Consider the following 25,229-nt stretch of genomic DNA (forward strand, 5'->3'; position numbering starts at 1 on the left):
CGCAGGTTTCTTTTTGGTTGGCATACATGCACCTCTTACTCATGTTATGCCCGAACACAAAATTTCTGACACCCCCCCGTAAATTAATCTGTCCCCGGGTTTTTCAAGATCAAGATCAAGATCAAGATCAAGATCAAGATCAAGATCAAGATCAAGATCAAGATCAAGATCAAGATCAAGATCAAGATCAAGGTTCTTTAAAATCAAGAGCGTCTGCCTGGGGGCAGACTGTTTCGCCTTCGGCGAGTTACTTGGAAAAGCACCCCAAGTAACCAAAGGTGCTTGCTCCTGGTTGGGCCCGACTTCGTCGGGTTCCTTCACTCCGGTCTCGCTCCGTGGGCCCGCCGCCATCCGCCATCCATGGCGGGGGGCGGCTCTCGCGGCATCCGTGCCGCTCGGCCCACTGCGCGAGACCTGCGTTCAGCCTGCACCCAAGTCGCGTTCTGCGGCGTCTGGCCTTTTTGTGTATGAAGATCAAGATCAAAAGCAGATCAACAGCTTCCCGGCTGAAGCCGGTCCTACTGACGGCTGCCGGGCTTTTGCTGGCTGACTCCATTCCTCTGTAGGAGCCGGCTTGCTGGCGAACGAGGTGGGTCATCCAAAATTGCATCGGCTAGATAGACGCGTTCGCCCGCAAGTCGGCTCCACAGTGTGAGTTATTGATCGTGCCCACGCTCTGCGCGGGTATGCATCCTGGGACGCTCTGCGTCCATTCCCGGCTAAAGCCGGATCTACTGAATGCGCGCGGTGTTTGTGGGACCGGCTTTAGCCGGGAAGGGGCCGGTGTGAACACTATGAATGTCAGGTTTTTTAGCATTCTTTAAACCAGCATCGATGCTCCATCTTTTGATTGTCCTGTATGTGAGACGATCAAATGCATTTGCACCCTCTAATCACTTATTACCTCTCAAGGTAGGATGACGCCACTTGATCGCCCGGCGGCGATTCTCACCTTGGGAGCACTTTATGAAACTCTTGCACATCGATTCCAGCATCCTCGGCGATCACTCCGCTTCGCGTCAGTTGAGCCGCAGTGTTGTGGAGGCTTTCACCGCTTCTGCCCCGGACACTCAGGTGGTATACCGCGATCTGGCGAATGAGCCACTCAGTCATTTCTCCGGCGCGACGCTGGCTGCTGCCGGGACGCCGGTGGAGGGCCGCGATGCGGCGCAGACGCTGGACGTGGAGACCAACGAAGCGACGCTGGCGGAGTTTCTGTCGGCGGACGTGGTGGTCATCGGTGCGCCGATGTACAACTTCAGCATCCCGAGCCAGTTGAAGGCGTGGATCGACCGGATCTGTGTGGCCGGCCGCACGTTCCGTTACACCGAGGCGGGCCCGGAAGGTCTGTGCAAGGGCAAGAAAGTGATCGTCGTTTCGACCACTGGCGGTCTGCATCAGGGCCTGCCGAGCGGCGTAGGCCATAATGACTTGCTCAAGGTGGTGTTCGGTTTCATCGGCGTCACCGACCTGCAATTCGTTGTGGCCGAAGGCCTGGCTTATGGTGAGGAGCCGCGTGCCGCTGCCATGGCCGCCGCGCAAAAGAACATCAGCGAAACGCTGTTCGCCTGACCCGACCAACCCGCAGGGATACACGCGACCTTCCCGGTCGGTAAACCCTCAGCAGCCGAGGGGGACAGATTGATTTACGGTGAAGCGCTGTAAATAAATCAGTCCCCCTCGGCTGTCCCCCTCGGCTTTTGCGTCCTGTCATTCAGCCCCGCGACAGGCTTTATGAGATCTTTGCGCGTAATCTCGTTGCAGCACCGTAGAATGCCGGCCCAATCGGTCTGTTCTGCGTCAAACGGCGGCCGCTTTCTTTCATTCATCGAGCTTGGCCCGCCTTGTGCACCCTTGATCCTCAAACGTTTCGGAATGTTATCGAACCCCGCGGGTCAGATAGCGACAGACGCCGTTTTTACGGGCCCTCAGGCCTTGAGCGTCTGAATCGGCAGGGATGGATTGATAAGGTGAGGGGCATTGCAATGATGCGTCTTTGTGCAGTGATGATGATCAGCCTGCTGGGCAGCCTGTTTTCGGTGCAGGCCAGCGAGCTGCAGAGCTGGAGCGTGGGCTTTCACGAGCTGACGTTTCTCGATCCGCTGGATTCCCGGCCCATGCACGCCTATGCCTTTTACCCGTCCACCGACGATGAGCACGTCACCCGCATTCAGGGGTATCCGATTGAAGCGTCGGAAGACGCCACCATTGCCATGGGTCGTTTCCCGCTGCTGATGCTGTCCCACGGCAACACCGGCACGCCGCTGGCGCAGCACGACCTCGCGACGTCATTGGCGCGCAAGGGCTTTGTCGTCGTGGCGGTGTTTCATCCGGGCGACAACTACATGGACCACAGCCGTCTTGGCAGCCTGAGCAATCTTTATGGTCGCCCGCTGCAAATCTCCGAAGCCATCAGTGCCGCGCTGATCGACCCGATGCTGTCGCCGTACATCAGCGCGCGTCGGGTGGGGGTGATCGGTTATTCGGCGGGCGGCGAAACGGCGTTAATCCTCGCCGGCGCCCAGCCTGATCTGCAGCGTCTGCGCCATTACTGCACCGAGCGCCCCCAGGACCGTGACGCCTGCAAAACCCAGGGCGAACTGGTGGCAGACCGTGACGACCTGCACGCCCAAGCCGATCCCCGCGTGGGGGCATTGATGCTGATGGCGCCGCTGGGGTTGATGTTCGGTCGGCAGACCTTGGCTGAGGTGCACGTGCCGGTGTTGCTGTACAGCGGCGACGGCGACGAATTGCTCGCCATCGACAAGAACGCTGAAGCATTGGCCCGCAAGCTCCCCGAGGTCTCGGATTTCAAGTTGTTTGCCGGCGCAGGGCACTTTGTGTTCATGGCGCCCTGTGATGACGAGCAACGGGCCACCCAACCGGGCCTGTGTACCGATGCCATCGGCGTCAACCGAGAAAGCATTCACCGCGACCTGAGCACCGAAGCCGTGCGCTTTTTCGGCACTGCGTTGGGTACGCCCCTCGGCACCGCCGGGATGCAGACCGCCGCCCATCGTGAGTTTGATCCCGTCAGCAGCCTCGATCAATAACGCTGCGCGGAAACCTCAGACCGACTCGCGCAGCTTAAGGGGCTTCTGAAGCGGGTGAGGCCCCCGCCGGTTTGCCCCGAATCACTTTGCCGCGCCGCTCGGCAATCTCCCGCGCCTGACCATCACGCTGCCCGCCGGTACGCGCCTCGCTGATCAATGCCGGGATCAACGGCCCCTCTGGCAAGTTCTTCCAGAACCGCGCCGGCAAATGACCCTGCATGACTTTCGGATTGAGCCGCGCCGGATTGAAGATGTGGCTGTAGTAGGTCAGCCACAGATTGCCGTGGGGATCATCGGCGTTGCGTGCCAGGGATTGCCACGCCTCCGGGCATTCAGGCTGATGAATCAGCTGCTTGCCGTCATAGAACACGCCGTCTTTGGGCGTCGCGATCATCCAGCGATGACGGCCCATGCGCCCGATGAAGTGCTCGCTGGCGGTGCGCAGAATGTCATGGGCGGGCTCGTGCCACGCGACGTATTCCGGCAGGCAAGACATCTCCAGCAACGCCGCCTTGGCCGCGACGTCTTCGGCATTGTCGATCACCGGCAGCGCCACGAAGCGCAGGAACGCGTGCAGGTGATGGGCTTCGCGGCTGACCTGTTTCAAGCGCCGGTGCAGTTCGCTGCCCAGTTTGTCGCCGGCCAGCATGGCCGTGCGATCACCGTGACTGACCCGCCAGAGCACTTCGTAGAGCAGCGTCCAGCGCTGGTCGCCGCAGAACTGCGCGGCGTTCTGCAGCAGTTCCAGCAATTCGAGGGGAATGCGCGCGCGAAACGGGCCGGGCTCGTCCGGGTAATCGGCGTCGCTGGCGAAGAGGTCGGCGTCCTGCTGCACGCTCCAGCTCACCTGGTCCGGGTTGATCTGGTGGCTCAGCAGCCAGCGCGCCTGCTGCCGCCAGTTTTCGAATGAGTCGGCGCAATCAAGAATGATCATCCCCACAGCGCCATCTGTTGCGGCTGCGGTTTGTCGCGCAGTTGCTCGCGTAAATCGATGCTCGAGCTCTCGGCCTGACGCGGATGGTAGTCGCTGGTAATGATGAACGGCTTGGCCTTGGCCAGCACACAGCGCAGCCGGGTCAGGTCTTCGTAACGAATGCGACGTTGGCGGCGCAGTTCGACCAGACGTTTGGTGGTGCGAATGCCGATGCCGGGGATTCGCGCGATCATCGCTGGCTCCGCGCGGTTGAGGTCCAGCGGGAAGATGTCGCGATGCTCCAGCGCCCAGGCGAGTTTCGGATCGATGTCCAGGGCCAGATGACCGGGGCCTTGCAGCAGTTCGTTCGCGCTGTAGCCATAGCTGCGCAGCAGGAAATCAGCCTGATACAAGCGGTGCTCGCGCATCAGTGGCGGCGCAGCGTGGGGCACGCTCTTCGGGCTGTTCGGAATCGGGCTGAACGCCGAGTAGTAGACGCGCTTGAGGCGGAAATCGCCGTACAGGGATTCGGCGGTGTGCAGGATGGTGCTGTCATCGGTTTCGTCAGCGCCCACAATCATCTGCGTGCTTTGCCCGGCGGGCGTGAATTTCGGCGCACGCGGCTCGTTGAGCACGGTTTGCTGACCGGTGTAAATGGTCTGCATGGCCTGCTTGATCGAGCCCATTTCCTTTTCCGGTGCCAGGGTTTGCAGGCCCAGCTGGGTGGGCAGCTCGATATTGACGCTGAGGCGATCGGCATAGCGACCGGCTTCTTCGATCAGCGCAGGGTCGGCTTCAGGGATGGTTTTGAGGTGGATATAGCCACGGAATTCATGCTCTTCACGCAGCAGCTTGGCGACGCGGATCAGCTGTTCCATGGTGTAGTCGGCCGAGCGGATGATCCCGGAGCTGAGAAACAGGCCGCTGACGCAATTGCGGCGGTAGAAGTCCATGGTCAGGGTGACCACTTCTTCCGGGCTGAAACGTGCGCGCGGCACGTCGCTGGACCGGCGATTCACGCAGTACTGGCAGTCGTACAGGCAGAAGTTGGTGAGGAGGATTTTCAGCAGCGAGACACAGCGCCCGTCGGGGGTGTAGCTGTGGCAGATGCCCATGCCGGTGCTCGATCCGAGGCCGGATTTGCCTTCGGAACTGCGCTTGGGTGCGGCGCTGCTGGCGCAGGAGGCGTCGTACTTGGCGGCGTCGGCGAGGATGCTCAGCTTGTCGATCAGCTGCATGGATTTTCTCGATACTGTTTTTATGTACAGTATCGAGTTAGCCGGGGATGAACAAGGGCCGATCGGATGGATGGCCGGTCGATCAACTGATGCGCTGTACCAATTCCTTCAATTCGCCGAAATCTTTGACGCGATGAAAGTTGGCGTTGTCCATGAACGCCGAGAAATCCGTGTCGCCATAACCCGCCACTTGGGCGCCGGCGCCGAGTCCTGCTTCAACGCCCGGAATGCTGTCTTCCACCAGCAGACACTGATTGGGCGGCAGGCCCAGCAGTTCGGCGGCGTGTTCGATCAGGATCGGGGACGGTTTCCACGATTGCACTTCATAGGCGCTGACGATCAGGCCGTGGAACACGTCCAGCAGGCCGACCGTACTCAGGCAGGTTTCGATCTTGCTGCGCGGGCCGTTGGACGCCACGCATTTGGGCAGCGAGAGGTTGCGCACGAATTCGACTGCGCCGGGCATTTCTTCGAGGCGTTCCTGCAGCAGCGGCAGGGTGCGCGCGCGGAATTCGGGTTCGATTTCGTCGCTTGGCAGCCATGGATAATCGCGGCACAGGCCTTCTAGGCACAGCGCAAACTGCACGCCACGAAAGCGTTGCAGCACTTCGTCGACGCTCAGCAACACTTGATGCTTGTTGAGAATGTCGCGCAGCAGGCCGGCGGCCAGCCGTTCGCTGTCAACCAGGGTTCCGTCGCAGTCAAAAATGACGCCGGCAATATTCAAACAGGGCTCTCCTTCTCTCTCGATCGGGCTTTCTCGACCGGAATGCGTGTTCAGGTGTCTGGAATGCGGGTAGGGGCAGTTCGACCGGCATTATCCAGAAAAGTTGGCGTCGATGTTCAGTCACTGACTTACGGTACGGCGCACCCCGTCCACGGGGAAGGTGTGCAGGAGGGCTAACCGCCATGGGAGCAGGCCGACGGTTCCATCGTCGGGCCTGCGCGTGAAGCATCGGTTACAGCTCGACCGGGGTGACCAGAGTGCCCTTGTCGAAATGACCACTGACGTTGGCGAACACCAGGTCGGCCATGGCCTGGCGGGTTTCGTAGGTCCCCGAGCCGATGTGCGGCGTGAGCACCACATTGTCCAGCTTCCACAGTTCGGCGGGCACGTTGGGCTCGTCTTCGAACACATCGAGGCCGGCCCCGGCGATTTCCGAGCCCATCAGCGAGGCGACCAGGGCCTTCTCGTCGACGACGCTGCCGCGGGCGACGTTGATCAGGAATGATTTGGGACCGAGGGCTCGAAGCACGTCGGCGTCGATCAGGTGTTGGGTGTCCGGGCCGCCGGGGACGATGACGATCAGGTAGTCCGAGTCCTGGGCCAGGTCCCGAAGGTCACCGTAGTGCCGGTAGGGCACATCGTCGTAGGCGCGGCCACGGCGGAAGTAGGCGATGTTCATTTCGAACGCGGCGGCGCGTTTGGCGATGGTCTTGCCGATCTTCCCCAGGCCGACGATGCCGCAGGTCTTGCCGCACAGGTCATTGCCGAGGGGAAACTTGCCGTTGGGCCACTGGCCGGCCCGCACGAAGCGCTCGGCTTCGCTGATGCGGCGGGACACGCAGAGCATCAGCGCCATGGCGGTTTCGGCGACAGCGTTATTGAGGACCTCGGGCGTGTTGCTCAGCTTGATGCCACGGCGCGCCAGATACTCGGTGTCCACCGCGTCGTAGCCGACGCCGAAGCTGCTGACCACTTCCAGGTTCGGCAGCCGATCGAGAACGGCATTGTCGGTGCCGAACACGCCGCTGGTGACGACGCCGCGCACCTTGGCCCCGTGTTGGCTGGCCCAGGCGTCGATGTCGTGGATGTCGGCGAGTTTGTGCACGCTGTAATCGCGCTCAAGGTGGTGCATCAGCGAGGCATGCATCGGACCCCAGACCAGAATGTCGGCTTTCTTGTCGCTCATTGTTTTCTCCTTCATCAGGCCAGATAAGCTTCGGTATTCAGCACCTCGGCATAGGCAAAGCCCAGGGCGGACATGAACGCGGCGTGGACCTGGGCGGCCGGCACTACATCGCCATTGAACTCCAGGTCACGACTGGCGCAGGCGTCATGAATCACTTTGACGGTGTAGCCGAGGTCCGCCGCCGCTCGGGTGGTGGCGTCGATGCACATGTGGCTCATGGAGCCGATGATCACCAGGTGCTCGATGCCTTTTTCTTCAAGCAGCGCCTGCAGCCCGGTGTCGCGGAACGAATTGGGGAAGTGCTTGAGCACCACCGGCTCGTGCTCAAGGTTCAGGACTTTGGGGTGCAGCCTGGCGCCCTCGGAACCAGGCGTGAAGAAGGGCGCGTCGGCACCGGACTCATGACGGATGAAGACGATCAGATCCCCGGCGTCGCGGGCCGCCTGAACCACCTTGACGGCGTTGTCCGCGGCGGCGTCGGCGCCAACCAGCGGCCATTTACCGCCAGGGAAGTAGTCGTTCTGGATATCAACTACGATGAGCGCTGTGCTGGACATTCGGGCTTCCTTCTTGAGGGGGTGGGTGGTTGAGAGTAATACCTACCCGAGAACTGAACCACTGCCGCTGCACAGACTGAACGCGATACTGGCAGTAGGACCGGCTTCAGCCGGGAACAGGTCAGTGTGCACAACTTCGATTTTGCAGTGTATCGATTGACGCCTTCCCGGCTAAAGCCAGTCCTACAGGTAGGCGGTGTGACAGTGGGACCGGCTTTAGCCGGGAAGAGGTCAGTGTGTACGACATCAATTGTGCGGCGTGACGTCCGACGCCTTCCCGGCTAAAGCCAGTCCTACTAGGTACGCGGTGTGACAGTGGGACCGGCTTCAGCCGGGAACAGGCCGGTGTGCACAACATCGATTTTGCAGTGTAATGATCGACGCCTTCCCGGCTAAAGCCAGTCCTACCAAGTGCGCGGTGGGACAGTAGGACCGGCTTCAGCCGGGAACAGGCCGGTGTGTACGACATCAATTTTGCGGCGTGACGTCCGACGCTTTCCTGGCTGAAGCCAGTCCTACCAGCTGCAAGGTACGCGGTGTGACAGTAGGACCGGCTTCAGCCGGGAAGAGGTCAGTGTGTACGACATCAATTGTGCAGTGTGATGTCTGACGCTTTCCTGGCTGAAGCCAGTCCTACCAGGTACGCGGTGTGACAGTGGGACCGGCTTCAGCCGGGAACAGGCCTGTGTGGACGACATCAATTGTGCAGTGTGATGTCTGACGCCTTCCCGGCTAAAGCCAGTCCTACAGGTAGGCGGTGTGACAGTGGGACCGGCTTCAGCCGGGAACAGGCCTGTGTGGACGACATCAATTTTGCGGCGTGATGTCAGACGCCTTCCCGGCTGAAGCCAGTCCTACCGGGTGCGCGATGTGAATGTAGGGCCGGCTTCAGCCGGGAACAGGCCGGTGTGCACAACATCGATTTTGCAGTGTAATGATTGACGCCTTCCCGGCTAAAGCCAGTCCCACCGGTTGCGCGGTGTGACAGTAGGACCGGCTTCAGCCGGGAACAGGCCTGTGTGGACGACATCAATTTTGCGGCGTGATGTCCGACGCTTTCCTGGCTGAAGCCAGTCCTACCAGGTACGCGGTGTGACAGTGGGACCGGCTTCAGCCGGGAACAGGCCGGTGTGCACGACATCGGTTTTGCAGTGTATCGATTGACGCCTTCCCGGCTGAAGCCAGTCCCACCGGGTACGCGGTGTGAGTGTAGGACCGGCTTCAGCCGGGAACAGGCCTGTGTGTACGACATCAATTTTGCGGCGTGATGTCCGACGCTTTCCTGGCTGAAGCCAGTCCTACCGGGTACGCGGTGTGACAGTGGGACCGGCTTTAGCCGGGAAGAGGCCGGTGTGTACGACATCGATTTTGCAGTGTAATGATTGACGCCTTCCCGGCTGAAGCCAGTCCTAGCGGTTGCGCGGTCCTGCTGGCACACGGCCTGTTTGAATCAGCAGCGCTTCCCGCTGTCCATACCGCGCCACCCCGTTTGAGTAACCACCGAGAAGTCATGACCGTGAATGGAATCAGCCGCCACCTCCATGCCCTAGCCAGCCTGATCCTGCTGACGCTGCTGGTCGGTTGCAGCTCGCAACGCAGCCAGGAACCCGCACCAGAACCCTCGGTGGTACGCAGCGAAATCGTGCGGTTGTTGCCCGCCAATGTGGCCGACCGCCAAGGCTGGGCCCAGGACATTCAACGGGCGTTTGACGTGCAGAAGATCAACCCCAGCGTTGAGAACCTCTGTTCCGTGCTGGCCGTGACCGAGCAGGAATCCAACTTCCAGGTCGACCCTTCCGTCCCCGGCATGGGCAAGATCGCCCAGGACGAAATCGACCGTCGCGCCGGCAAGGCGCACATCCCCAATCTGCTGGTGCGCAGCGCACTGGACATCCGCTCCTCAACCGGCAAGACCTATAACGAACGCCTCAGCGCCGCCCGCACGGAGAAAGACCTGAGCGCGATTTTCGATGACTTCATCGGCATGGTCCCCCTGGGCCGCACACTGTTCGGCAACTTCAACCCGGTCCACACCGCCGGACCCATGCAGGTCAGCATCGAATTTGCCGAGCGGCAGGCCCGGGATTATCCGTATCCGGTCGAGGGCTCCATTCGCCATGAGGTGTTCAGCCGTCGCGGCGGCATGTACTTCGGCATCGCCCATCTGCTGGGTTATCCAGTCAGCTACGATAAACCGCTGTACCGCTTCGCCGACTTCAATGCCGGCTGGTACGCCAGCCGCAATGCAGCGTTCCAGAGCGCACTGGCGCGGGTGTCCGGCAAACGTCTGGCCCTGGATGGCGACTTGATCAGCTACGGTTTCGGCCCGGCGCTGGGGCAGACCGAACTGGCCGTGCGCAGCCTTTACCCGCGGCTGGACATGCGCAACACGACCATCCGCAACCAATTGGAGAAGGGCGAAACACTGGCCTTCGAAGAGACAGAGCTGTACGGGAAGATTTTTGCCATGGCCGACGAGGCCGCCGGCAAACCGCTGCCACGGGCTATTTTGCCGGGCATCATGCTGGAAAGTCCCAAGATCACCCGCAAGCTGACCACGGCCTGGTTTGCGCAGCGGGTCGAAGAGCGGCGGGTTCGCTGCATGGCGCGGGCGTCCGGGTCTTTGAAGTGAGGCTACGATTGCTGAAAGCTTCCCGGCCAAACCCGGTCCCATATTCAATTTGCAGGAGGCATCCTCGTGAGCCGTGACATCGAAACACCGATCATCATTACCAGCAGCAACCCGGCTGCCGAGGAGCAGGCAGCGAGTGATCAGGTCGCCGACGCCATGCTGTTCGGATCACCCAAAGACCGGCTGAATTTTTACCGCAAGGAAATCCAGTACGAGACGGCCATTCTGTCCAACCGCACCAACGCCTACCTGTCCGCGCAATCGTTTCTGGTGATCGCCTTCGCCTCGTCGATGGCCAACCTCAATCCGGAGTGGGGCAAGATGTTCACCCTGGTGGTGCCGCCTTTTCTGACGTTGCTCGGGCTGATCAGCTCCATGCACGCCTGGCCGGGCATTCGCGCGGCGTACGAAATCATCGATCACTGGCATTTCAAGCAGGCTCAGCTGCTCAGCAGCCAGCCGGCCATGGGCCTGGCGTACGACGACTCGCCGCTGTTCAGCGAACACGAGTCCAGCGAGAAGGGCTATCGCAAGTCGCTGATGTTTTCCATGCGCACGCCGTGGCTGTTCACCGTGTTCTGGTTTTTGCTGGGGGCGTTTTCGATCTACGTGCAGGTCGTCGACAGCGTTTTCTAAGTCCGCAAGGACCGCGCCGATAAAGAAACATAGAAAGCGGGGTGATGTTACCTTGACACCTAGTCGCGGCAGGCGTATCTCGTCTGCCCGGTGCACGCCCGCTGCGGCGGCTGCAATCCCAGGGTCAGACAGCTTCTTGGTCCACACCTTGCAACAACCTGCCGCGCAACGTTCTGCGCCGTTTTTTTGACCCTTTCGCGTATTTCACAGGCCTGCTCACGTCGACTAATTCTAATTCTCGACCTGCACTCACTGGAGCCACCCTCATGGCAGCATTGCAACAAATCACCGTAGACGCGCTCAAGCGCTCCGAATCCCAGCTGGCCGTTCAATGGCACGCCGATCTGGAAGCCAGCGGTGCGACGCGCAATCTCAAGCCCGAGGAAATCCGCCAGCAAGTTGCCGACTTCCTGCGCCTGCTGACGTCGACGCTGGAGAAGGGTGGCTCCGCCAACATCACCACCACCGAGTGGGATGACGTTCGCCACTTTCTGGAAAAACTGTCCAGTCAGCGCGCGTTGGCCGGTCAGGATTCCCAGCAGACCGCCAGTTTCATCTTCGCCCTCAAGGGCCCGCTCTTCACCCAACTGCAAAATGCCTTCGCTGATCAGCCGTTGCTGATTGCCGAGCAAGTGCTGCAGATGTCGGAGCTGCTCGATGGTCTGGGCCTGCACACCATCCGCACCTATCAGAAGTCCCGTGAAGCGGTGATCAAGCGTCAGCAGGAAGAACTGCTCGAGCTGTCCACGCCGGTGGTCAAGCTGTGGGACGGCGTTCTGGCGCTGCCGATGATCGGCACGCTGGATTCGCAACGCACCCAGGTGGTCATGGAATCGCTGTTGCAGCGCATAGTCGACACCGGCGCTGAAATCGCCATCATCGACATCACCGGTGTGCCGACGGTCGATACCCTGGTCGCCCAGCATTTGCTCAAAACCGTGACCGCGATCCGCCTGATGGGCGCCGATTGCATCATCAGCGGCGTGCGTCCGCAGATTGCCCAGACCATCGTGCACCTGGGTCTGGACCTGCAAGGCGTCGTGACCAAAGCCAATCTGGCCGATGCCCTCGCACTGGCCCTGCGCCGTCTGGGCGTCACCCTCACCAAGGCGGTATGAGCCCATGGAGCGCATCCCGATTTTGCAGATGGGCGACTTTCTGCTCGTCACCATCCAGGTGGACATGCATGACCAACTGGCCCTGACGCTGCAGGACGACCTGTCCGAACGCATCAGCCGCACCTCGGCCCGCGGCGTGCTGATCGACATCTCCGCGCTGGACATGGTGGATTCGTTCATTGGCCGCATGATCGGCATGATCTCCGGCCTGTCGCGGATCATGGACGCCGAGACCGTGCTGGTCGGCATGCAGCCTGCGGTGGCGATCACCCTGGTCGAACTGGGCATGACCCTGCCCGGCGTCAGCACAGCGCTGAACGTCGAGCGCGGCATGAAACTGCTGCGCGAGCGAGCCTATTCCCAATGACCGTGCGCAGCAGCGGCACTCAACCCATTCGCATCGAGCAGGATGTCGTGCTGGCCCGGCAGACCGCGCGCAAGCTGGCCCAGGAATGCGGCATGCGCCTGATCGACCTGACCAAACTGGTCACAGCGGTCAGCGAGCTGGCGCGCAACACCATGGTCTATGGCGGCGGCGGTGACATGGACTGGGAGATTGTCGAGGACGGCCTGCGCGTCGGCCTGCGTCTTACCTTTCGTGACGAAGGCCCCGGCATCCCTGACCTCAAACTGGCGATGACCGACGGCTGGACCTCGGGCGGCGGCCTGGGGCTTGGCCTGACCGGTGCCAAGCGCCTGGTGGACGATTTCGAGCTGGACACCGCGCCCGGCGCCGGCACCCGCGTGACGATCTGTAAATGGACCTGAACCTGCACAGCCACCTGACCCAGGTCTTGTCCGTGGAGGACGTCAGTCAGGTCGGTCACGCCCGACGCACGACCCAGAAGCTGGCCGAACAGGCAGGCTTCGACGAGGCCGATTGCGGCCGGGTGGCGCTGGTCGTCACTGAACTGGCGAGCAACATCCTCAAGCATGCGCAGAGCGGTGAGCTGCACGTGCGCGCGCTGCCGGGCGACGTTTCGGGGGCAGCGGCAGGCGTTGAGGTGATCGCAATCGACCGGGGCAAGGGGTTCGACGTGCAGAACTGCATGGCCGATGGCTTCTCCACCCGTGGCACCCAGGGCATTGGCCTGGGTTCGGTGCTGCGTCAGGCGCAAGTCTTCGACGTGCACAGCGACCCCCGTGGCAGCGTGCTGCTGGCGCGCTTCTTCCCGCGCAAAAGCGTGGTGAAGGACCTGCGCATGGGCATCGCGCAACATTCGCTGCACGATGACCCGGCCTGCGGCGATGTCTGGGAAGTCGCGATCAAGGGCCAGCAGGTCTCGATCATGATGATCGATGGCCTGGGACACGGCCCGGAAGCCGAAAACGCCGGCATGGCGGGCGCCCGCGCGTTCATTCGCAACCCCTTTGCCGACCCCGGGGTGCTGCTGGATGACTTGCACTTCGACATGCGCGGCAGCCGTGGCGGTGCCGCTGCGCTGGCGCAGTTCGATGGCGCGACGGGCCAGCTGCGCTTCATCGGTATCGGCAATATCGGTGCGTCGCTGATCGGCCAGGACAAAACCCGCGGCATCCCCTCGCACCCCGGCATCGTCGGCCTGCAGTACCGCAAGACTGCGCCGATCGATTACACCGAGTGCACCGGGCAGTTGTTGATCATGTTCAGTGATGGCCTGCAATCGCGTTGGAATCTTCGCGACTATCCAGGTCTGATGTACCGACACCCGGCGGTGATTGCAGCGGTATTGCAGCGTGATTACAGCCGGGGCAGGGACGATGTAACGGTCTTGGTAATGGCTCTGGAGACGCTCGATGACTGACAACAATGCCCGCGAGACCCCTGAGGGCTCAGCCGGGGTCGAAATCGAGACCCGGCGCGAGCTGGAACGCTTGCGCGCTGAAACTGACTCGCTGCGTGCCGAACTCGATGAAACCAATCAGGGCGTGCTTGCGCTGTACGCCGAGCTTGAAGATCAGGCCGACCAGCTGCGCGAGGCGTCGGACCTGAAGAGCCGTTTTCTGTCGTACATGAGCCATGAGTTCCGCACGCCCCTGGGCTCGATCCTCAGCATCGCCAGCCTGCTGTCCGACGAGCTGGACGGTCCGCTGGGTGCGGAACAGCACAAGCAGGTGGCGTTCATCAGCACAGCGGCCCGCGAATTGAGCGACATGGTTGACGACCTTCTGGACCTGGCGAAGATCGAAGCGGGGCGGATCAGCATTTCGCCGGCGTGGTTCGACATGTTCGATCTGTTTTCGGCACTGCGCGGCATGTTCCGGCCCATCGTCGACACCTCCGCCGTGGACCTGATCTTCGAACAGCCGGTGGGCTTGCCACGGCTCTATACCGATGACCAGAAGCTCGCGCAGATCCTGCGCAACTTCATTTCAAATTCCCTGAAATTTACCCAGCGCGGTGAAGTGCGCGTGTCGGCGCGGCTGGAGTCCGAGGACTCGATTCGCTTTGCCGTGACTGACACCGGCATCGGCATCCCCCAGGAACTCCATGGCGCGCTGTTCGAAGACTTCATTCAGGTCGACTCGCCGCTGCAAAAACGCCTGCGCGGGACAGGGTTGGGCCTGTCCCTGTGCAAACGCTTCGCCGAATTGCTCGGTGGCCGCGTCGGTGTGGACAGCGAGCCCGGTGTGGGCTCGACATTCTATGTGGTGATTCCGCTGGCGCTGACTCAGGAGCCTGCCGATGAAGCCTGAAACCCGGCTGCTGATCGTCGATGACAACACCGCGACCCGCTATGCCCTGCGTCGCCGCCTGGAGCGTCAGGGTTTCGTGGTGTCGGAGGCGGGCACCGGCACCGAAGGACTCGCGCTGCTTGAAGAGCGCTTGCCGGACGCGTTGATTCTCGACGTCAACCTGCCCGACATGAGCGGCTTCGACATTGTCCGCCAGCTCCGCGCTGCACCACGGACGGCCCTTTTGCCGGTGGTGCATGTGTCGGCCGCATCGATCCAGACCGGCGATATCGTCACCGGACTGGAAGCGGGCGCCGACGCCTATCTGGTGCACCCGGTGGACCCCGACGTGCTGCTGGCGACACTGCGCACGCTGTTGCGGGTGCGTGACACCGAGCACGCCCTGCGCGACAGCGAAGAACGCTTTCGCGAGATTTTCGCTAACGTCTCGGCGCCGATCGCGGTCATGGACGGCAACCTGAAAGTCCACGAAGCCAACCACGCCTTTGCTCAGTTGCTCGGGCAGGACGCCGGGGACCATTCGGTGCTGCGCAGCTTCAGTGAAGATCAGGGCTCTGCGCTGGATGGGCTTCGTGAGGCGCTGGCGACCGGCGAGCGCTGGATGGGCACCCTGAGCATGCGGGTCAAGGGCGAACTGCGCGAGACCGAATGGCAGGTTTCGCCGTACCGGGTCACCGGCATGAGCCTGGTGTTCATCGAAGACGTGACCGAGCACCGCCGCCGCGAACAGTCGCATTTGCAGCAGCTGGACTCGGTCAACAGTCGGCTCGCCCACGAAGTGGCCGAGCGTGCGCGGACCGAAGAGCAATTGCTGCAGGCGCAGAAAATGGACGCCATCGGCAAGCTCACCGGCGGCATCGCCCACGACTTCAATAACCTGTTGACCGGCATCGTCACCGGCCTTGAGCTGGTCAAGAAGCGCACCGAAGACGGCCGCACGGAAAAGGTTCTGGTCTACGCCGATGCCGCACTGGCCTCGGCAAAAAGCGCGTCGGCGCTGACCCACCGTCTGCTGGCCTTCGCTCGCCAGCAGCCCCTCGACACCCGCGCGTCCGACGTCAATCAGTACGTGCGCTCCCTTGAGGACTTGCTCGGCCGCACCATCGGCAAGGGCATCTCCCTGACCCTTGAGCTGACCTCGCGCAGCGCTGTGGCCATGGTCGACGCAGGCCAGCTGGAAAGCGCCTTGCTCAATCTGGTGATCAATGCCCGTGACGCCATGCCGGCGGGCGGCAATATCTGGATCAGCACCTTCGAAACCTATTCCCAGGGCCATTCGCGCATGGCGGATGGTGCCTACATTGCCCTGACCGTGCGCGATGATGGCGTCGGCATCGAGCACCACCTGATCGACAAGGTGTTCGACCCCTTTTTCACCACCAAGCCCATCGGCCAGGGCACCGGCCTGGGCCTGTCGACGATCTACGGTTTCGCCCGGCAGTCGGGGGGCGACGTGCAGATTCGCAGCGTCGTCGGCCACGGCACCGAAGTGACCCTGATGCTGCCGGCGGCAGACGTACAGAGCGTCGAACCTCAGCAGCCCGCTGCCGTGGCGGCGCCGGGGGCAGGGGAGCATGTGCTGATCGTCGAAGACACGGCGTCGGTGCGCATGTTCGTCAATGAAGTGCTCACCGATGCCGGGTATCGCTGCACCCCGGTGGCGGATGTCACCACGGCACTGTCGTGTCTGGAAAACGACGCCACCATCGACCTGCTGCTGACCGATGTCGGAATGCCTGAGATGAACGGTCGCAAGGTCGCGCAGCGGGGGCGTGTCTGGCGTCCGGACCTGCCGGTGCTGTTCATGACCGGCTATGCGGAGAACGCTCTAAATCGGCAGGATTTCCTGGGCGAACGGATGGATATGGTCCTGAAACCTTTCCACTTGGCGGATTTTTTGTCGAAAGTGCGCGCGATGCTCGATTCCTGACGGGAATGGGTGGGTTTTTTTGGCGTAAACACCCAATTCGGAGTATTTGACCGGGCCGGTTTTTGTTACCGTGAGCGCCATTCCCACCCGTGCCACCCCCCGGGGCACATATTGCCGACGCCGTTTGCCCAAACGCTGAAGGTTGAAGGAGCCAAACCTTGACCCTCACCGACGATTTCCTCCAGAGCGCGATAGAGCAGTGCGCCCAGGAACCGATCCAGATCCCCGGAAGCATTCAGCCCCAGGGTTTTTTGCTGGTCATCAATGAAGCGGCCTCGACGGTCATTCAGGTCAGCGCCAATGTCACTGACTGGCTTGGCCTTGATCCACAGTCGTTGATTGGCGTGGCGCTTTCCAATGTGTTCGCCGAACACGAATTGCTGCTCGAGCGCTTGCGGGCGCTGCCGGATGAAGAGCAAAACCCCTTTCACCTGGGTGAAGTGCGCTTTCTGCAGGGCTCAAGAGCCGGTCAGCCGATGACCATAATGGTGCATCGTCATGATCAGGTGCTGATGGCCGAGTTCGAGCCGGCCGGCGACATGAGCACCGCCTATGGCAATGTGTACCCGCTGATTCGCGGGTTCATCAGCCAGATGAGCGTTGACGAAAGCATTGAAGCGCTGTGCCAGCGTTCGGTGGCCGAGGTCAAGCGCATCACCGGTTTCGGCCGGATTCTTGCCTACCACTTCGACGCCGACGGCAACGGCCTGGTCAACGCCGAAGTGGCTGATCAGGGCTATGAGAGCATGCTTGGCCTGAGCTTCCCGGCGTCCGACATACCGGCCCAGGCTCGAAGGATGTACCTGGCCAACCGGATCCGTGTGATCGAAGACGTCGACTACCAGGCATCGCCGCTGATACCCGCTTACAACCCGCTGACGGGCGCGCCGCTGGACATGACCTTCGCCACGTTGCGCAGCGTATCCCCCGTGCATCTGCAGTACATGCGCAACATGCAGACGATGGCCTCGATGTCGATCTCCATCGTGGTGCGCGGGCAGTTATGGGGCTTGATTTCCTGCCACCACGCCACGCCGCGGCGGGTCAGCTTCCAGACCCGCACGGCGTGTGAGTTGCTGGGCAGCGTCTTGTCCCTGCAGCTCGAGAGCAAGGAAGCCCACGCCGACAACCAGCGCATGCTCAGCCTGCGTCGGCAGATCGTGCAGATGCTCGCGGCGATGGCCGACCTCGACAGCGTGACCGGCGGCCTGCGCGCCATGCCCGACGTGTTGCTGGGTTTTGTCGGTGCGAGCGGGGCGGCGGTGATTTCCGGCGCCAGCGTCGATGTCTACGGCGACACCCCCGAGCGCGAACAGATCGTCAAGCTCGCCGGCTGGTTGAGCGGTCGCGATCCCCACGAGGTCTTCCGCTCCGACAACGTTAGTCGCGACATCCCCGAGCTGCCGGTGCTGGCCAAATCGGTCAGCGGTGTGCTGGCGACGGCGATCTCCGAGCTGCATTCCAACTTCATTATCTGGTTCCGCCCCGAGCAGACCCGTGTCGTGAACTGGGCCGGCAAACTGGAAAAAAGTGTCACCCCGAGCGGGTCGCTGAGCCCACGCCACAGCTTCGCCTTGTGGCAGCAGACGGTGCGTGGGTTTTCCCGGCCCTGGGACGACATGGATTGCGAGGCCGTGGGCGAGCTGCGTGCGGCGGTGCTGGGCATCGTCCTGCGCAAGGCTGAAGAAATGGCTGCCCTGGCCGATGAGTTGAAGAAATCCAATAAAGAGCTCGAAGCATTTTCCTACAGCGTGTCCCACGATTTGCGCGCGCCGTTGCGCCACATTGCCGGCTACGCTGAGTTGTTGAGCGACATTGAAGGCAGCAAGCTGTCCGACCGAGGCGTCCGCTTCCTCGAAAACATCAGTGATTCGGCGCGGTTCGCCGGTACGCTGGTCGACAACCTGCTGAGCTTTTCGCAGATGGGCCGGTCGGCGATGCGCTTTTCCGACGTCGACCTCAATGCCATGGTCGAGTCAATTCGCCGGGAAATGCTGCCCGATTACGAAGGCCGCGCGCTGGAGTGGAAAGTCCTAGAGTCGTTGCCCGTGGTGATCGCCGACGCCGCCTTTCTCCACCTGGCGATGCGCAACCTGCTGTCCAACGCGATCAAGTACACCCGTAAACAGGACCCGGCCGTGATCGAGGTGGGCAGTTACGAGGAAGACGACAGGATCGTGGTCTACATCCGTGACAACGGCGTGGGCTTCGACATGGCCTACGCCAGCAAGCTGTTTGGCGTGTTCCAGCGCTTGCATCGCATGGAGGAATTCGAAGGCACCGGCATTGGCCTGGCCAGTGTCCGCCGGATTATCGAACGCCATGACGGCACCGTGTGGGCCCATAGCCAGCTGGGCCATGGCGCCACTTTTTACTTTGCGCTGCCCAAGCGCGGTTGACCGTAACTCTTTGAGTGTCGAAGGAGACGCCCAGTGCTAAAGCCCATTCTTCTGGTGGAAGACAATCCCAACGACCTCGAGCTCACGCTCGTCGCCCTTGAACGCAGCCAGTTGGCCAATGAAGTGATCGTGCTGCGCGACGGTGCCGAAGCCCTTGATTACCTGCTGCGCCGCAACCACCATCATGATCGTGTGGTCGGCAATCCGGCGGTGATGCTGCTGGACCTGAAACTGCCGAAAGTCGATGGCCTTGAAGTGCTCAAGCTCATTCGCGAAACCGAGGAACTGCGCAGCATTCCCGTGGTGATGCTGACGTCTTCGCGCGAAGAACCCGACCTGGATCGCGCCTATTCGCTGGGTGTGAACGCTTACGTGGTCAAACCGGTCGAATTCAAGGAATTCGTCTCGGCGATCTCGGACCTTGGCGTGTTCTGGGCAGTATTGAACGAGCCACCACCGGGTTCCCTGCGACTCGCACGCCGCCCGGGCTCCTGAATCCGGCTTCTGCTGGCCTGCGTAAACCCGCTTCGCGCAAGCCCTTACTGGAACAATGACTTTTATCCATGTCGTTATCGCAGCTTAAATTGCTTTTGGTCGAAGACAGCTCGCTCGACGCCGAGCTGATTCTGCTCACCTTGGAAAACAGCGGGTTGAAGATCGACGCCACGTTGGTCTACAACCATCAGGACGTTGAGCGCGAGCTGGCCGCCGCGCGTTTTGACCTCATTCTCAGCGACTACCTGTTGCCCGGCTCGTCCGGCGCCGACGTGCTCAACAGCGCGCTGCGCCTGGCGCCGAAGACCCCGTTCATTTTTCTCTCCGGAATTTTCGGCGAGCAGCATGCGGTCGAGATGATGCGCATGGGCGCCATCGATTACGTCCTCAAGCAGAACATGAAAATGCTGCCCAAGGCGGTCATGCGCGCGGTGTCCGAGGTGCAGGAGCGGGAAAAGCGCCTGTACGCGGAGAAGACGCTGCAAGTCGCGGAAGTGCGCGCGCACCTGGCGATCGAAGCGGCCGACATGGGCGTCTGGACCTACGATCCGCGCACCGACACGCTGCTGTGGGACGAGCGCTGCAAAGCGCTTTATGGCGTTGGCGCCGACACCACCGTCAGCCTGGCCCTCATGTTTCTGCTCTGTCACCCGGACGACCGCGATCACTTGCACAGCAAGGTCATGGCCGCGCTGACGGTGGACACCTCATTCCAGATCGAGCACCGGCTGATCACCGACGACGGCGAGGAGCGCTGGGTGTTCTCCAACGGCCGCTCGCTTTTCGAAGATGGCCAGTGCGTGCGCTTTACCGGCGTCATCCAGGACATCACCGAACGCAAGCACGCCACCGAGGCGCTGCATCAACTCAACGACATTCTCGGCGAACGCGTCGTCCAGCGAACCCGCGAGCGTGACCGCACCTGGGAGCTGTCCCGGGAGTTGCTCGGCGTGCTGCATTTCGACATGACGCCGATCGCGCTCAACCCGGCGTGGGAGTCGACCCTCGGCTGGAGCCGCGACGAGGTCGGTCGCCAGCCGTTGAGCGAGCTGATTCACCCGGATGATCTGGCAGCCACGCTGCGCGAAACCGCCAGCATTGCCGAAGGCCATGTCTCGACCCGTTTCGTCAATCGCATGCGCCACGCCGACGGGGGATTCCGCTGGTTGTCGTGGACCATCGTGCCGGACGACGGCCTGATGTACGCCGCGGTCCGCGACATCACCGGCGAGCGCGCCGTGGTGGACGAACTGGCGGCGACCAACAAGCGTCTGCGCGATCAGATCAAAGAGCGCGAACGCGTCGAGGCCGCGTTGCAGCAGATGCAGCGGCTGGAGGTGGTCGGCCAGTTGACGGCCGGCGTCGCCCACGACTTCAACAACCTGCTGACGGTGATCCTGACCAGCGCGAATTTCCTCAGCCGAGACCTGGAAAAAGGCGTATTTACCAAGTCGCCGCAGCGCTTGCAGAACATCCGCGAAGCGGGCGAGCGGGGCGCCAAGCTCACCAGTCAGCTGCTGTCGTTCTCCCGTCGCCAGCGTCTGGAGCCCGTTGCGCTGAACCTCAATGACACCATCGACGGCATGCGCGAGCTGCTCGGTCGTGCCCTGGGCGGCAGCGTCTGGGTGGAAACCGAACTGGCCGAGGACCTGTGGAGTGCGTTGGTGGACCCGACGCAGACCGAGATGATCATCCTCAACCTGGCGATCAACGCCCGGGACGCCATGCCCCAGGGCGGGCAATTGCGCCTGAGCACCTGGAACGAGATGGTCTATCGCCTGCCTCAGCGTCCCGAAGATCCGGAGCCCGGCGCGTATGTGGTGTTGTCGGTAAGCGACTCCGGCTGCGGCATGAGCCCGGAGGTCCTGGCCAAGGCCTTCGAACCCTTCTTCACCACCAAGGCGGTGGGCAAGGGGTCGGGGTTGGGCCTGGCGCAGGTGTTCGGTTTTGCCAAGCAGTCCGGTGGCGGCGTCAGCATCGACACCGCTGAAAACGCCGGGACCACGCTGCGGGTGTATCTCCCGAGCGTTGCCCGCATGGCGGTCCCGGTGGTCAGCGCGTCCGACATGCCCGGCCGCGCCGATGCCGATGACAAGCACCGCACCATTCTCCTGGTCGACGACGACCCGGCCGTACGCTCGGTGACCTCGATGATGCTGGTGTCGCTGGGGTATTCGGTGGTCGAAGCCGACAGCGGCGACGAAGCGCTGAAGAAGCTCGACCCCGGCATCGAACTGCTGCTGACCGACTTCGCCATGCCCAACATGACGGGTGGCGAGCTGGCAGAAATCGTCCGCCGTGACCACCCGGCACTGCCGATCATGTTCATCACCGGCTTCGCCGATATCGACATCCTCGACGTCGACCCGAAACTGATCGTGCAAAAGCCCTACAAGGAAGAAGAGCTGGCCAAGAAACTGGCCCGGGTCTTGATGAAAGCGTAGGTCCGAAATGGTGGGGCCGAAGGCAGGCCCCCACTGAAAGCATTGCGTGCACCCAATCTAACTGTTGGCGACCACACACTGTGGGACCGGCTTCAGCCGGGAAGAGGCCAGTGTGATCACCCTCATTTTGCAGTGTGACGCCTGACGCTTTCCCGGCTGAAGCCGGTCCTACGGGAAGTGGTGCACACCCGCAGGGCTGGGGTGGACTCCGATTTGTGGGACCGGCTTTAGCCGGGAATGCGTCGGTTGCCACACCGTGAGATTGATGGCGTACACGTTGGCCTCTTCCCGGCTGAAGCCGGTCCTACGGGAAGTGGTGCACACCCGCAGGGCTGGGGTGGACTCCAATTTGTGGGACCGGCTTTAGCCGGGAATGCGTCGGTTGCCGTACCTCAAAGCGTCGGATGAATATCGCTCGCAAACCGCCTCAATCATCCCGCGTCAGAACTTCCAGCAATTCAATCTCAAAGATCAGATTCGAATGGGGTTTGATGTGCGCCCCCATCGAGCGCTCGCCGTACGCCAGCGCTGCCGGCACTGACAGCTTGCGTTTGCCACCGACCTTCATGCCCATCAGCCCGATGTCCCAGCCCTTGATCACCCGCCCGGTGCCGATCACGCACTGAAACGGCTTGCCGCGCGCCCAGGAGGAATCAAACACGGTGCCGTCTTCGAGGGTGCCGGTGTATTGGGTGGTGATCAGCGCGCCTTTGACGACGGCCTTGCCGGTGCCTTCCAGCAGATCGAGGATGCTCAGTTCTTCATTCATGTTCAGGTGTCCACAGAGAGAGAGGGGCGGGATGCGGGTCGGCCAGGCGCCTGACTGGCCTGGCCGGCGGATTGGCTAGGTCAAATCGTGCAGGTCTCGCCCGAGAGGTGGGCTCAGCGACCATTCGGAAAACTGTACCCTCAAGCCTTGCCGCTCCGGTGTGCAGCACATAGGGCCTACCGTATAGCGTTCCCCCTCTGGAAAGGGAGCAAGTCTGAGCAGCGGCCAAGTCAGTCCGTCTGTGGAGTATTGCAAGCGCAGCACTCCGCCGGAAACGGTCACCCGAAGCCAGAAATCGGTGGGGTCTCCAGGAAAGCGGCTGGGCGCCCAGTCCGAGGTGCCTCGTGTCAACACGCTGCTGATCATGGGCATTCCATCGTTATATTCGATTCCTGCCTTGAGCCAGGTCTCCTCATCGAGCCTGACCATGATTCCCGCCTGGTCATAGAGCTCACGAAAATCGGCATTCACTCTGACTTGAGCGGTGAAACCTCCAGTGATCTCAAACCCTAGGAAATGTCCGCTGTCTCGAATGAACCCATAATGGGTTTCACGCCAGAAATCGGTCTGGAGGTCAGTGAAAACCTCTAACCTGTGGTCAGTAGAGATTTGGCAGCGGCTCGGCCGGTTCAGCCATTTAGCAGCCTGCCACATTGACGCTTCACCGCTCTGACTGGCCATTTCAATCTGCTTTTTATCCACCAGACTAACCCCTCCATTCATAGCTAAATCCAGCCGTGCCAACGCTCCAGGCGTGTCACAGGGCAAAAAAAACGGAGCGGCCCTCACAGGGCCGCGCCGTTTTCGTGGGTCCAAGGCATCAGACCCAACGCGTCGGACCTGACGAATCAGGCCCCATCATCACGCGATGACGTCAGTGCTCCACTCGCCGTTCACCAGGCGCTTGAGGCCCAGCGGGTTGGCGTTTTGCAGAGCAGCCGGCAGCAGGCTGTCCGGGTAGTTCTGGTAGCAGACCGGGCGCAGGAAACGATCGATGGCCAGGGTGCCCACCGAGGTACCGCGCGCGTCGGAGGTCGCCGGGTAAGGACCGCCGTGAACCATGGCGTCAGACACTTCAACACCGGTCGGGTAGCCGTTGACCAAGATGCGGCCGACTTTCTCTTCCAGCACCGGCACCAGCCACTGGTACTTCTGCAGGTCAGCGGTTTCGCCGATCAGCGTAGCCGTCAATTGGCCGCGAAGGGCGAGCAGTGCGGCTTTCAGTTCAGCGTCGTCCGCCACTTCGATCAGCAGCGTGGTCGGGCCGAACACTTCTTCCTGCAGCAACTCGTCGCCGTTGAGCAACATGCTGACGTCGGCCTTGAAGAGTTGAGCCTGGGCCTGCTTGCCTTCCTGCGGCTTGCCGGCCAGGTGCGTGACGCTTTTGTGCGCCAGCAGTTTTTCCACGCCTCTGCTGTAGCTGCGCAGGCCGCCTTCGTTGAGCATGGTCTGCGGGGCCTGACCGCCCATGTGCTCGATCAGTTGCTCGGTGAAGGCGGTCAGGGCAGGGGAGCGAATGCCGATCACCACGCCCGGGTTGGTGCAGAACTGGCCTGCACCCATGACCACGGAAGCCGCGAGTTCGCCGGCGATGGCAGTGCCACGTGCCGTCAGGGCGCCGGGCAGCAGGACCACCGGGTTGATGCTCGACATCTCGGCGAACACCGGGATCGGCTGTGGACGCTCGGACGCCAGCTTGCACAGGGCGTTGCCGCCGTGCAGAGAGCCGGTGAAACCGACGGCCTGAATGGCCGGGTGCTTGACCAGGCCTTCGCCGACGCCGCTGCCGAAGATCATGTTGAACACGCCTTTTGGCATGCCGGTCTTCTCGGCGGCGCGAACGATGGCGTTACCCACCAGGTCGGCGGTCGCCATGTGGCCGCTGTGGGCTTTCACGACCACCGGGCAACCGGCGGCGAGTGCCGAAGCGGTGTCGCCGCCGGCGGTGGAGAAGGCCAGCGGGAAATTGCTGGCGCCGAACACGGCCACCGGGCCGACGCCGATGCGCTGCTGACGCAGGTCGACACGTGGCAGGGGTTTGCGATCCGGGAGCGCTTGATCGATACGCGCGCCCAGGAAGTCACCGCGGCGCAGGACTTTGGCGAACAGGCGCATCTGGCCGGACGTACGGCCACGCTCGCCCTGGATACGACCGGCCGGCAGCGCGGTTTCCTGGCAAACGAGGGCAACGAAGTCATCGCCCAGGGCGTCGAGTTCGTCAGCGATGGCATCGAGGAACTCAGCGCGCCGGGCCGGGCTCAGTTGACGAAATTCGAGGAAGGCGTCTTTGGCGGCCGAGGCAGCGGCGTCGATTTCCGCGTCGGTGGCCTGATGAAAGGTGTAAGGCAGTGCTTCGCCAGTGGTGGCGTCGAGGCTTTTATGGCTTGCTTCGCCGAGGCCGCTGCGGGCGCCGCCGATGAAGTTCTGACCGAGAACGGTAGGCATCTGCTTCTCCT

22 protein-coding genes are annotated in these 25,229 nt (G+C 62.0%); 14 read left to right on the top strand and 8 right to left on the bottom strand.

Annotated features, from left to right (window positions below):
- The 3 genes from IFT99_RS26085 to IFT99_RS06790 all read left to right on the top strand — a co-directional run.
- Positions 1–272, top strand: a 272-nt coding sequence (locus tag IFT99_RS26085) for a hypothetical protein (protein ID WP_206758795.1), incomplete at its 5' end; no start/stop codon positions are given.
- Positions 273–966: 694 nt separating this feature from the next.
- Entirely contained in the window at positions 967–1,572 is a 606-nt protein-coding gene (locus tag IFT99_RS06785) for an FMN-dependent NADH-azoreductase (RefSeq protein WP_192131047.1), read from the top strand.
- 413 nt (positions 1,573–1,985) lie between these two features.
- Positions 1,986–3,053 (top strand): alpha/beta hydrolase family protein, encoded by a 1,068-nt coding sequence (locus tag IFT99_RS06790; RefSeq protein ID WP_192131049.1) that lies wholly within the window; start codon positions 1,986–1,988, stop codon positions 3,051–3,053.
- A 34-nt stretch (positions 3,054–3,087) separates the two neighbouring features.
- On the opposite strand, the gene IFT99_RS06795 is transcribed toward IFT99_RS06790, so the two are convergent.
- The 5 genes from IFT99_RS06795 to IFT99_RS06815 all read right to left on the bottom strand — a co-directional run bounded on the left by IFT99_RS06795 (position 3,088) and on the right by IFT99_RS06815 (position 7,674).
- The gene (locus IFT99_RS06795; RefSeq protein ID WP_192131051.1) at positions 3,088–3,987 is read right to left on the bottom strand and encodes a TIGR03915 family putative DNA repair protein; all 900 of its coding nucleotides are present in this window, start codon (positions 3,985–3,987) and stop codon (positions 3,088–3,090) included.
- The gene (locus IFT99_RS06800; RefSeq protein ID WP_065991445.1) at positions 3,984–5,204 is read right to left on the bottom strand and encodes a putative DNA modification/repair radical SAM protein; all 1,221 of its coding nucleotides are present in this window, start codon (positions 5,202–5,204) and stop codon (positions 3,984–3,986) included. The genes IFT99_RS06795 and IFT99_RS06800 overlap by 4 nt, the downstream gene beginning before the upstream one ends.
- An 82-nt stretch (positions 5,205–5,286) precedes the next feature.
- Positions 5,287–5,931, bottom strand: coding sequence for an HAD family hydrolase (locus tag IFT99_RS06805; protein WP_065991446.1), 645 nt, complete (start codon positions 5,929–5,931; stop codon positions 5,287–5,289).
- 232 nt (positions 5,932–6,163) lie between these two features.
- Entirely contained in the window at positions 6,164–7,117 is a 954-nt protein-coding gene (locus IFT99_RS06810; protein ID WP_192131053.1) for a 2-hydroxyacid dehydrogenase, read from the bottom strand.
- 14 nt (positions 7,118–7,131) lie between these two features.
- A complete protein-coding gene (locus IFT99_RS06815; protein ID WP_065991448.1) occupies positions 7,132–7,674 on the bottom strand; it encodes a cysteine hydrolase family protein in 543 nt (180 codons plus the stop codon).
- 1,510 nt (positions 7,675–9,184) lie between these two features.
- On the opposite strand from IFT99_RS06815, the gene IFT99_RS06820 reads away from it, so the two are divergent.
- The 11 genes from IFT99_RS06820 (at position 9,185) to IFT99_RS06870 (ending at position 22,004) form a co-directional block, all read left to right on the top strand.
- A complete protein-coding gene (locus IFT99_RS06820) occupies positions 9,185–10,306 on the top strand; it encodes a DUF1615 domain-containing protein (protein WP_192131056.1) in 1,122 nt (373 codons plus the stop codon).
- Between the two features lie 156 nt (positions 10,307–10,462).
- Positions 10,463–10,942, top strand: coding sequence for a hypothetical protein (locus IFT99_RS06825; RefSeq protein ID WP_065991732.1), 480 nt, complete (start codon positions 10,463–10,465; stop codon positions 10,940–10,942).
- Between the two features lie 266 nt (positions 10,943–11,208).
- Positions 11,209–12,060 carry an STAS domain-containing protein gene (locus IFT99_RS06830; RefSeq protein ID WP_065991450.1) on the top strand — a complete coding sequence of 284 codons (852 nt, stop codon included), beginning with the start codon at positions 11,209–11,211 and terminating at the stop codon, positions 12,058–12,060.
- Between the two features lie 4 nt (positions 12,061–12,064).
- The gene (locus IFT99_RS06835; protein WP_037010489.1) at positions 12,065–12,427 is read left to right on the top strand and encodes an STAS domain-containing protein; all 363 of its coding nucleotides are present in this window, start codon (positions 12,065–12,067) and stop codon (positions 12,425–12,427) included.
- A complete protein-coding gene (locus IFT99_RS06840) occupies positions 12,424–12,828 on the top strand; it encodes an anti-sigma regulatory factor (protein WP_065991451.1) in 405 nt (134 codons plus the stop codon). The genes IFT99_RS06835 and IFT99_RS06840 overlap by 4 nt, the downstream gene beginning before the upstream one ends.
- Entirely contained in the window at positions 12,819–13,844 is a 1,026-nt protein-coding gene (locus tag IFT99_RS06845) for an ATP-binding protein (protein ID WP_192131058.1), read from the top strand. Before IFT99_RS06840 ends, IFT99_RS06845 begins: the two co-directional genes overlap by 10 nt.
- Positions 13,837–14,736 carry a sensor histidine kinase gene (locus IFT99_RS06850; protein ID WP_192131060.1) on the top strand — a complete coding sequence of 300 codons (900 nt, stop codon included), beginning with the start codon at positions 13,837–13,839 and terminating at the stop codon, positions 14,734–14,736. Before IFT99_RS06845 ends, IFT99_RS06850 begins: the two co-directional genes overlap by 8 nt.
- Positions 14,726–16,666: a response regulator gene (locus tag IFT99_RS06855; protein WP_192131062.1), complete on the top strand. Its 1,941-nt coding sequence runs from the start codon at positions 14,726–14,728 to the stop codon at positions 16,664–16,666. Before IFT99_RS06850 ends, IFT99_RS06855 begins: the two co-directional genes overlap by 11 nt.
- A gap of 158 nt (positions 16,667–16,824) precedes the next feature.
- Complete coding sequence (locus IFT99_RS06860; protein ID WP_192131064.1) at positions 16,825–19,065, top strand: ATP-binding protein; 2,241 nt, start codon at positions 16,825–16,827, stop codon at positions 19,063–19,065.
- Between the two features lie 33 nt (positions 19,066–19,098).
- Entirely contained in the window at positions 19,099–19,560 is a 462-nt protein-coding gene (locus tag IFT99_RS06865; protein WP_065991454.1) for a response regulator, read from the top strand.
- A 68-nt stretch (positions 19,561–19,628) separates the two neighbouring features.
- On the top strand, positions 19,629–22,004 hold the full coding sequence (locus IFT99_RS06870) for a hybrid sensor histidine kinase/response regulator (RefSeq protein WP_065991455.1): 2,376 nt from the start codon (positions 19,629–19,631) through the stop codon (positions 22,002–22,004).
- A gap of 427 nt (positions 22,005–22,431) precedes the next feature.
- Here the strand turns inward: IFT99_RS06870 and IFT99_RS06875 are convergent, their stop codons facing one another.
- From IFT99_RS06875 to IFT99_RS06885, 3 genes are all read right to left on the bottom strand, one after another.
- Positions 22,432–22,773 carry an FKBP-type peptidyl-prolyl cis-trans isomerase gene (locus IFT99_RS06875; RefSeq protein WP_065991456.1) on the bottom strand — a complete coding sequence of 114 codons (342 nt, stop codon included), beginning with the start codon at positions 22,771–22,773 and terminating at the stop codon, positions 22,432–22,434.
- A 75-nt stretch (positions 22,774–22,848) separates the two neighbouring features.
- The gene (locus tag IFT99_RS06880) at positions 22,849–23,427 is read right to left on the bottom strand and encodes a DUF1349 domain-containing protein (protein ID WP_197985909.1); all 579 of its coding nucleotides are present in this window, start codon (positions 23,425–23,427) and stop codon (positions 22,849–22,851) included.
- Positions 23,428–23,634: 207 nt separating this feature from the next.
- Complete coding sequence (locus IFT99_RS06885; protein WP_192131069.1) at positions 23,635–25,218, bottom strand: aldehyde dehydrogenase (NADP(+)); 1,584 nt, start codon at positions 25,216–25,218, stop codon at positions 23,635–23,637.
- Between the last annotated feature and the right edge of the window lie 11 nt (positions 25,219–25,229).

Source organism: Pseudomonas sp. CFBP 8772, from assembly GCF_014841665.1.
GTDB classification, from domain to species: Bacteria; Pseudomonadota; Gammaproteobacteria; order Pseudomonadales; family Pseudomonadaceae; genus Aquipseudomonas; species Aquipseudomonas graminis_B.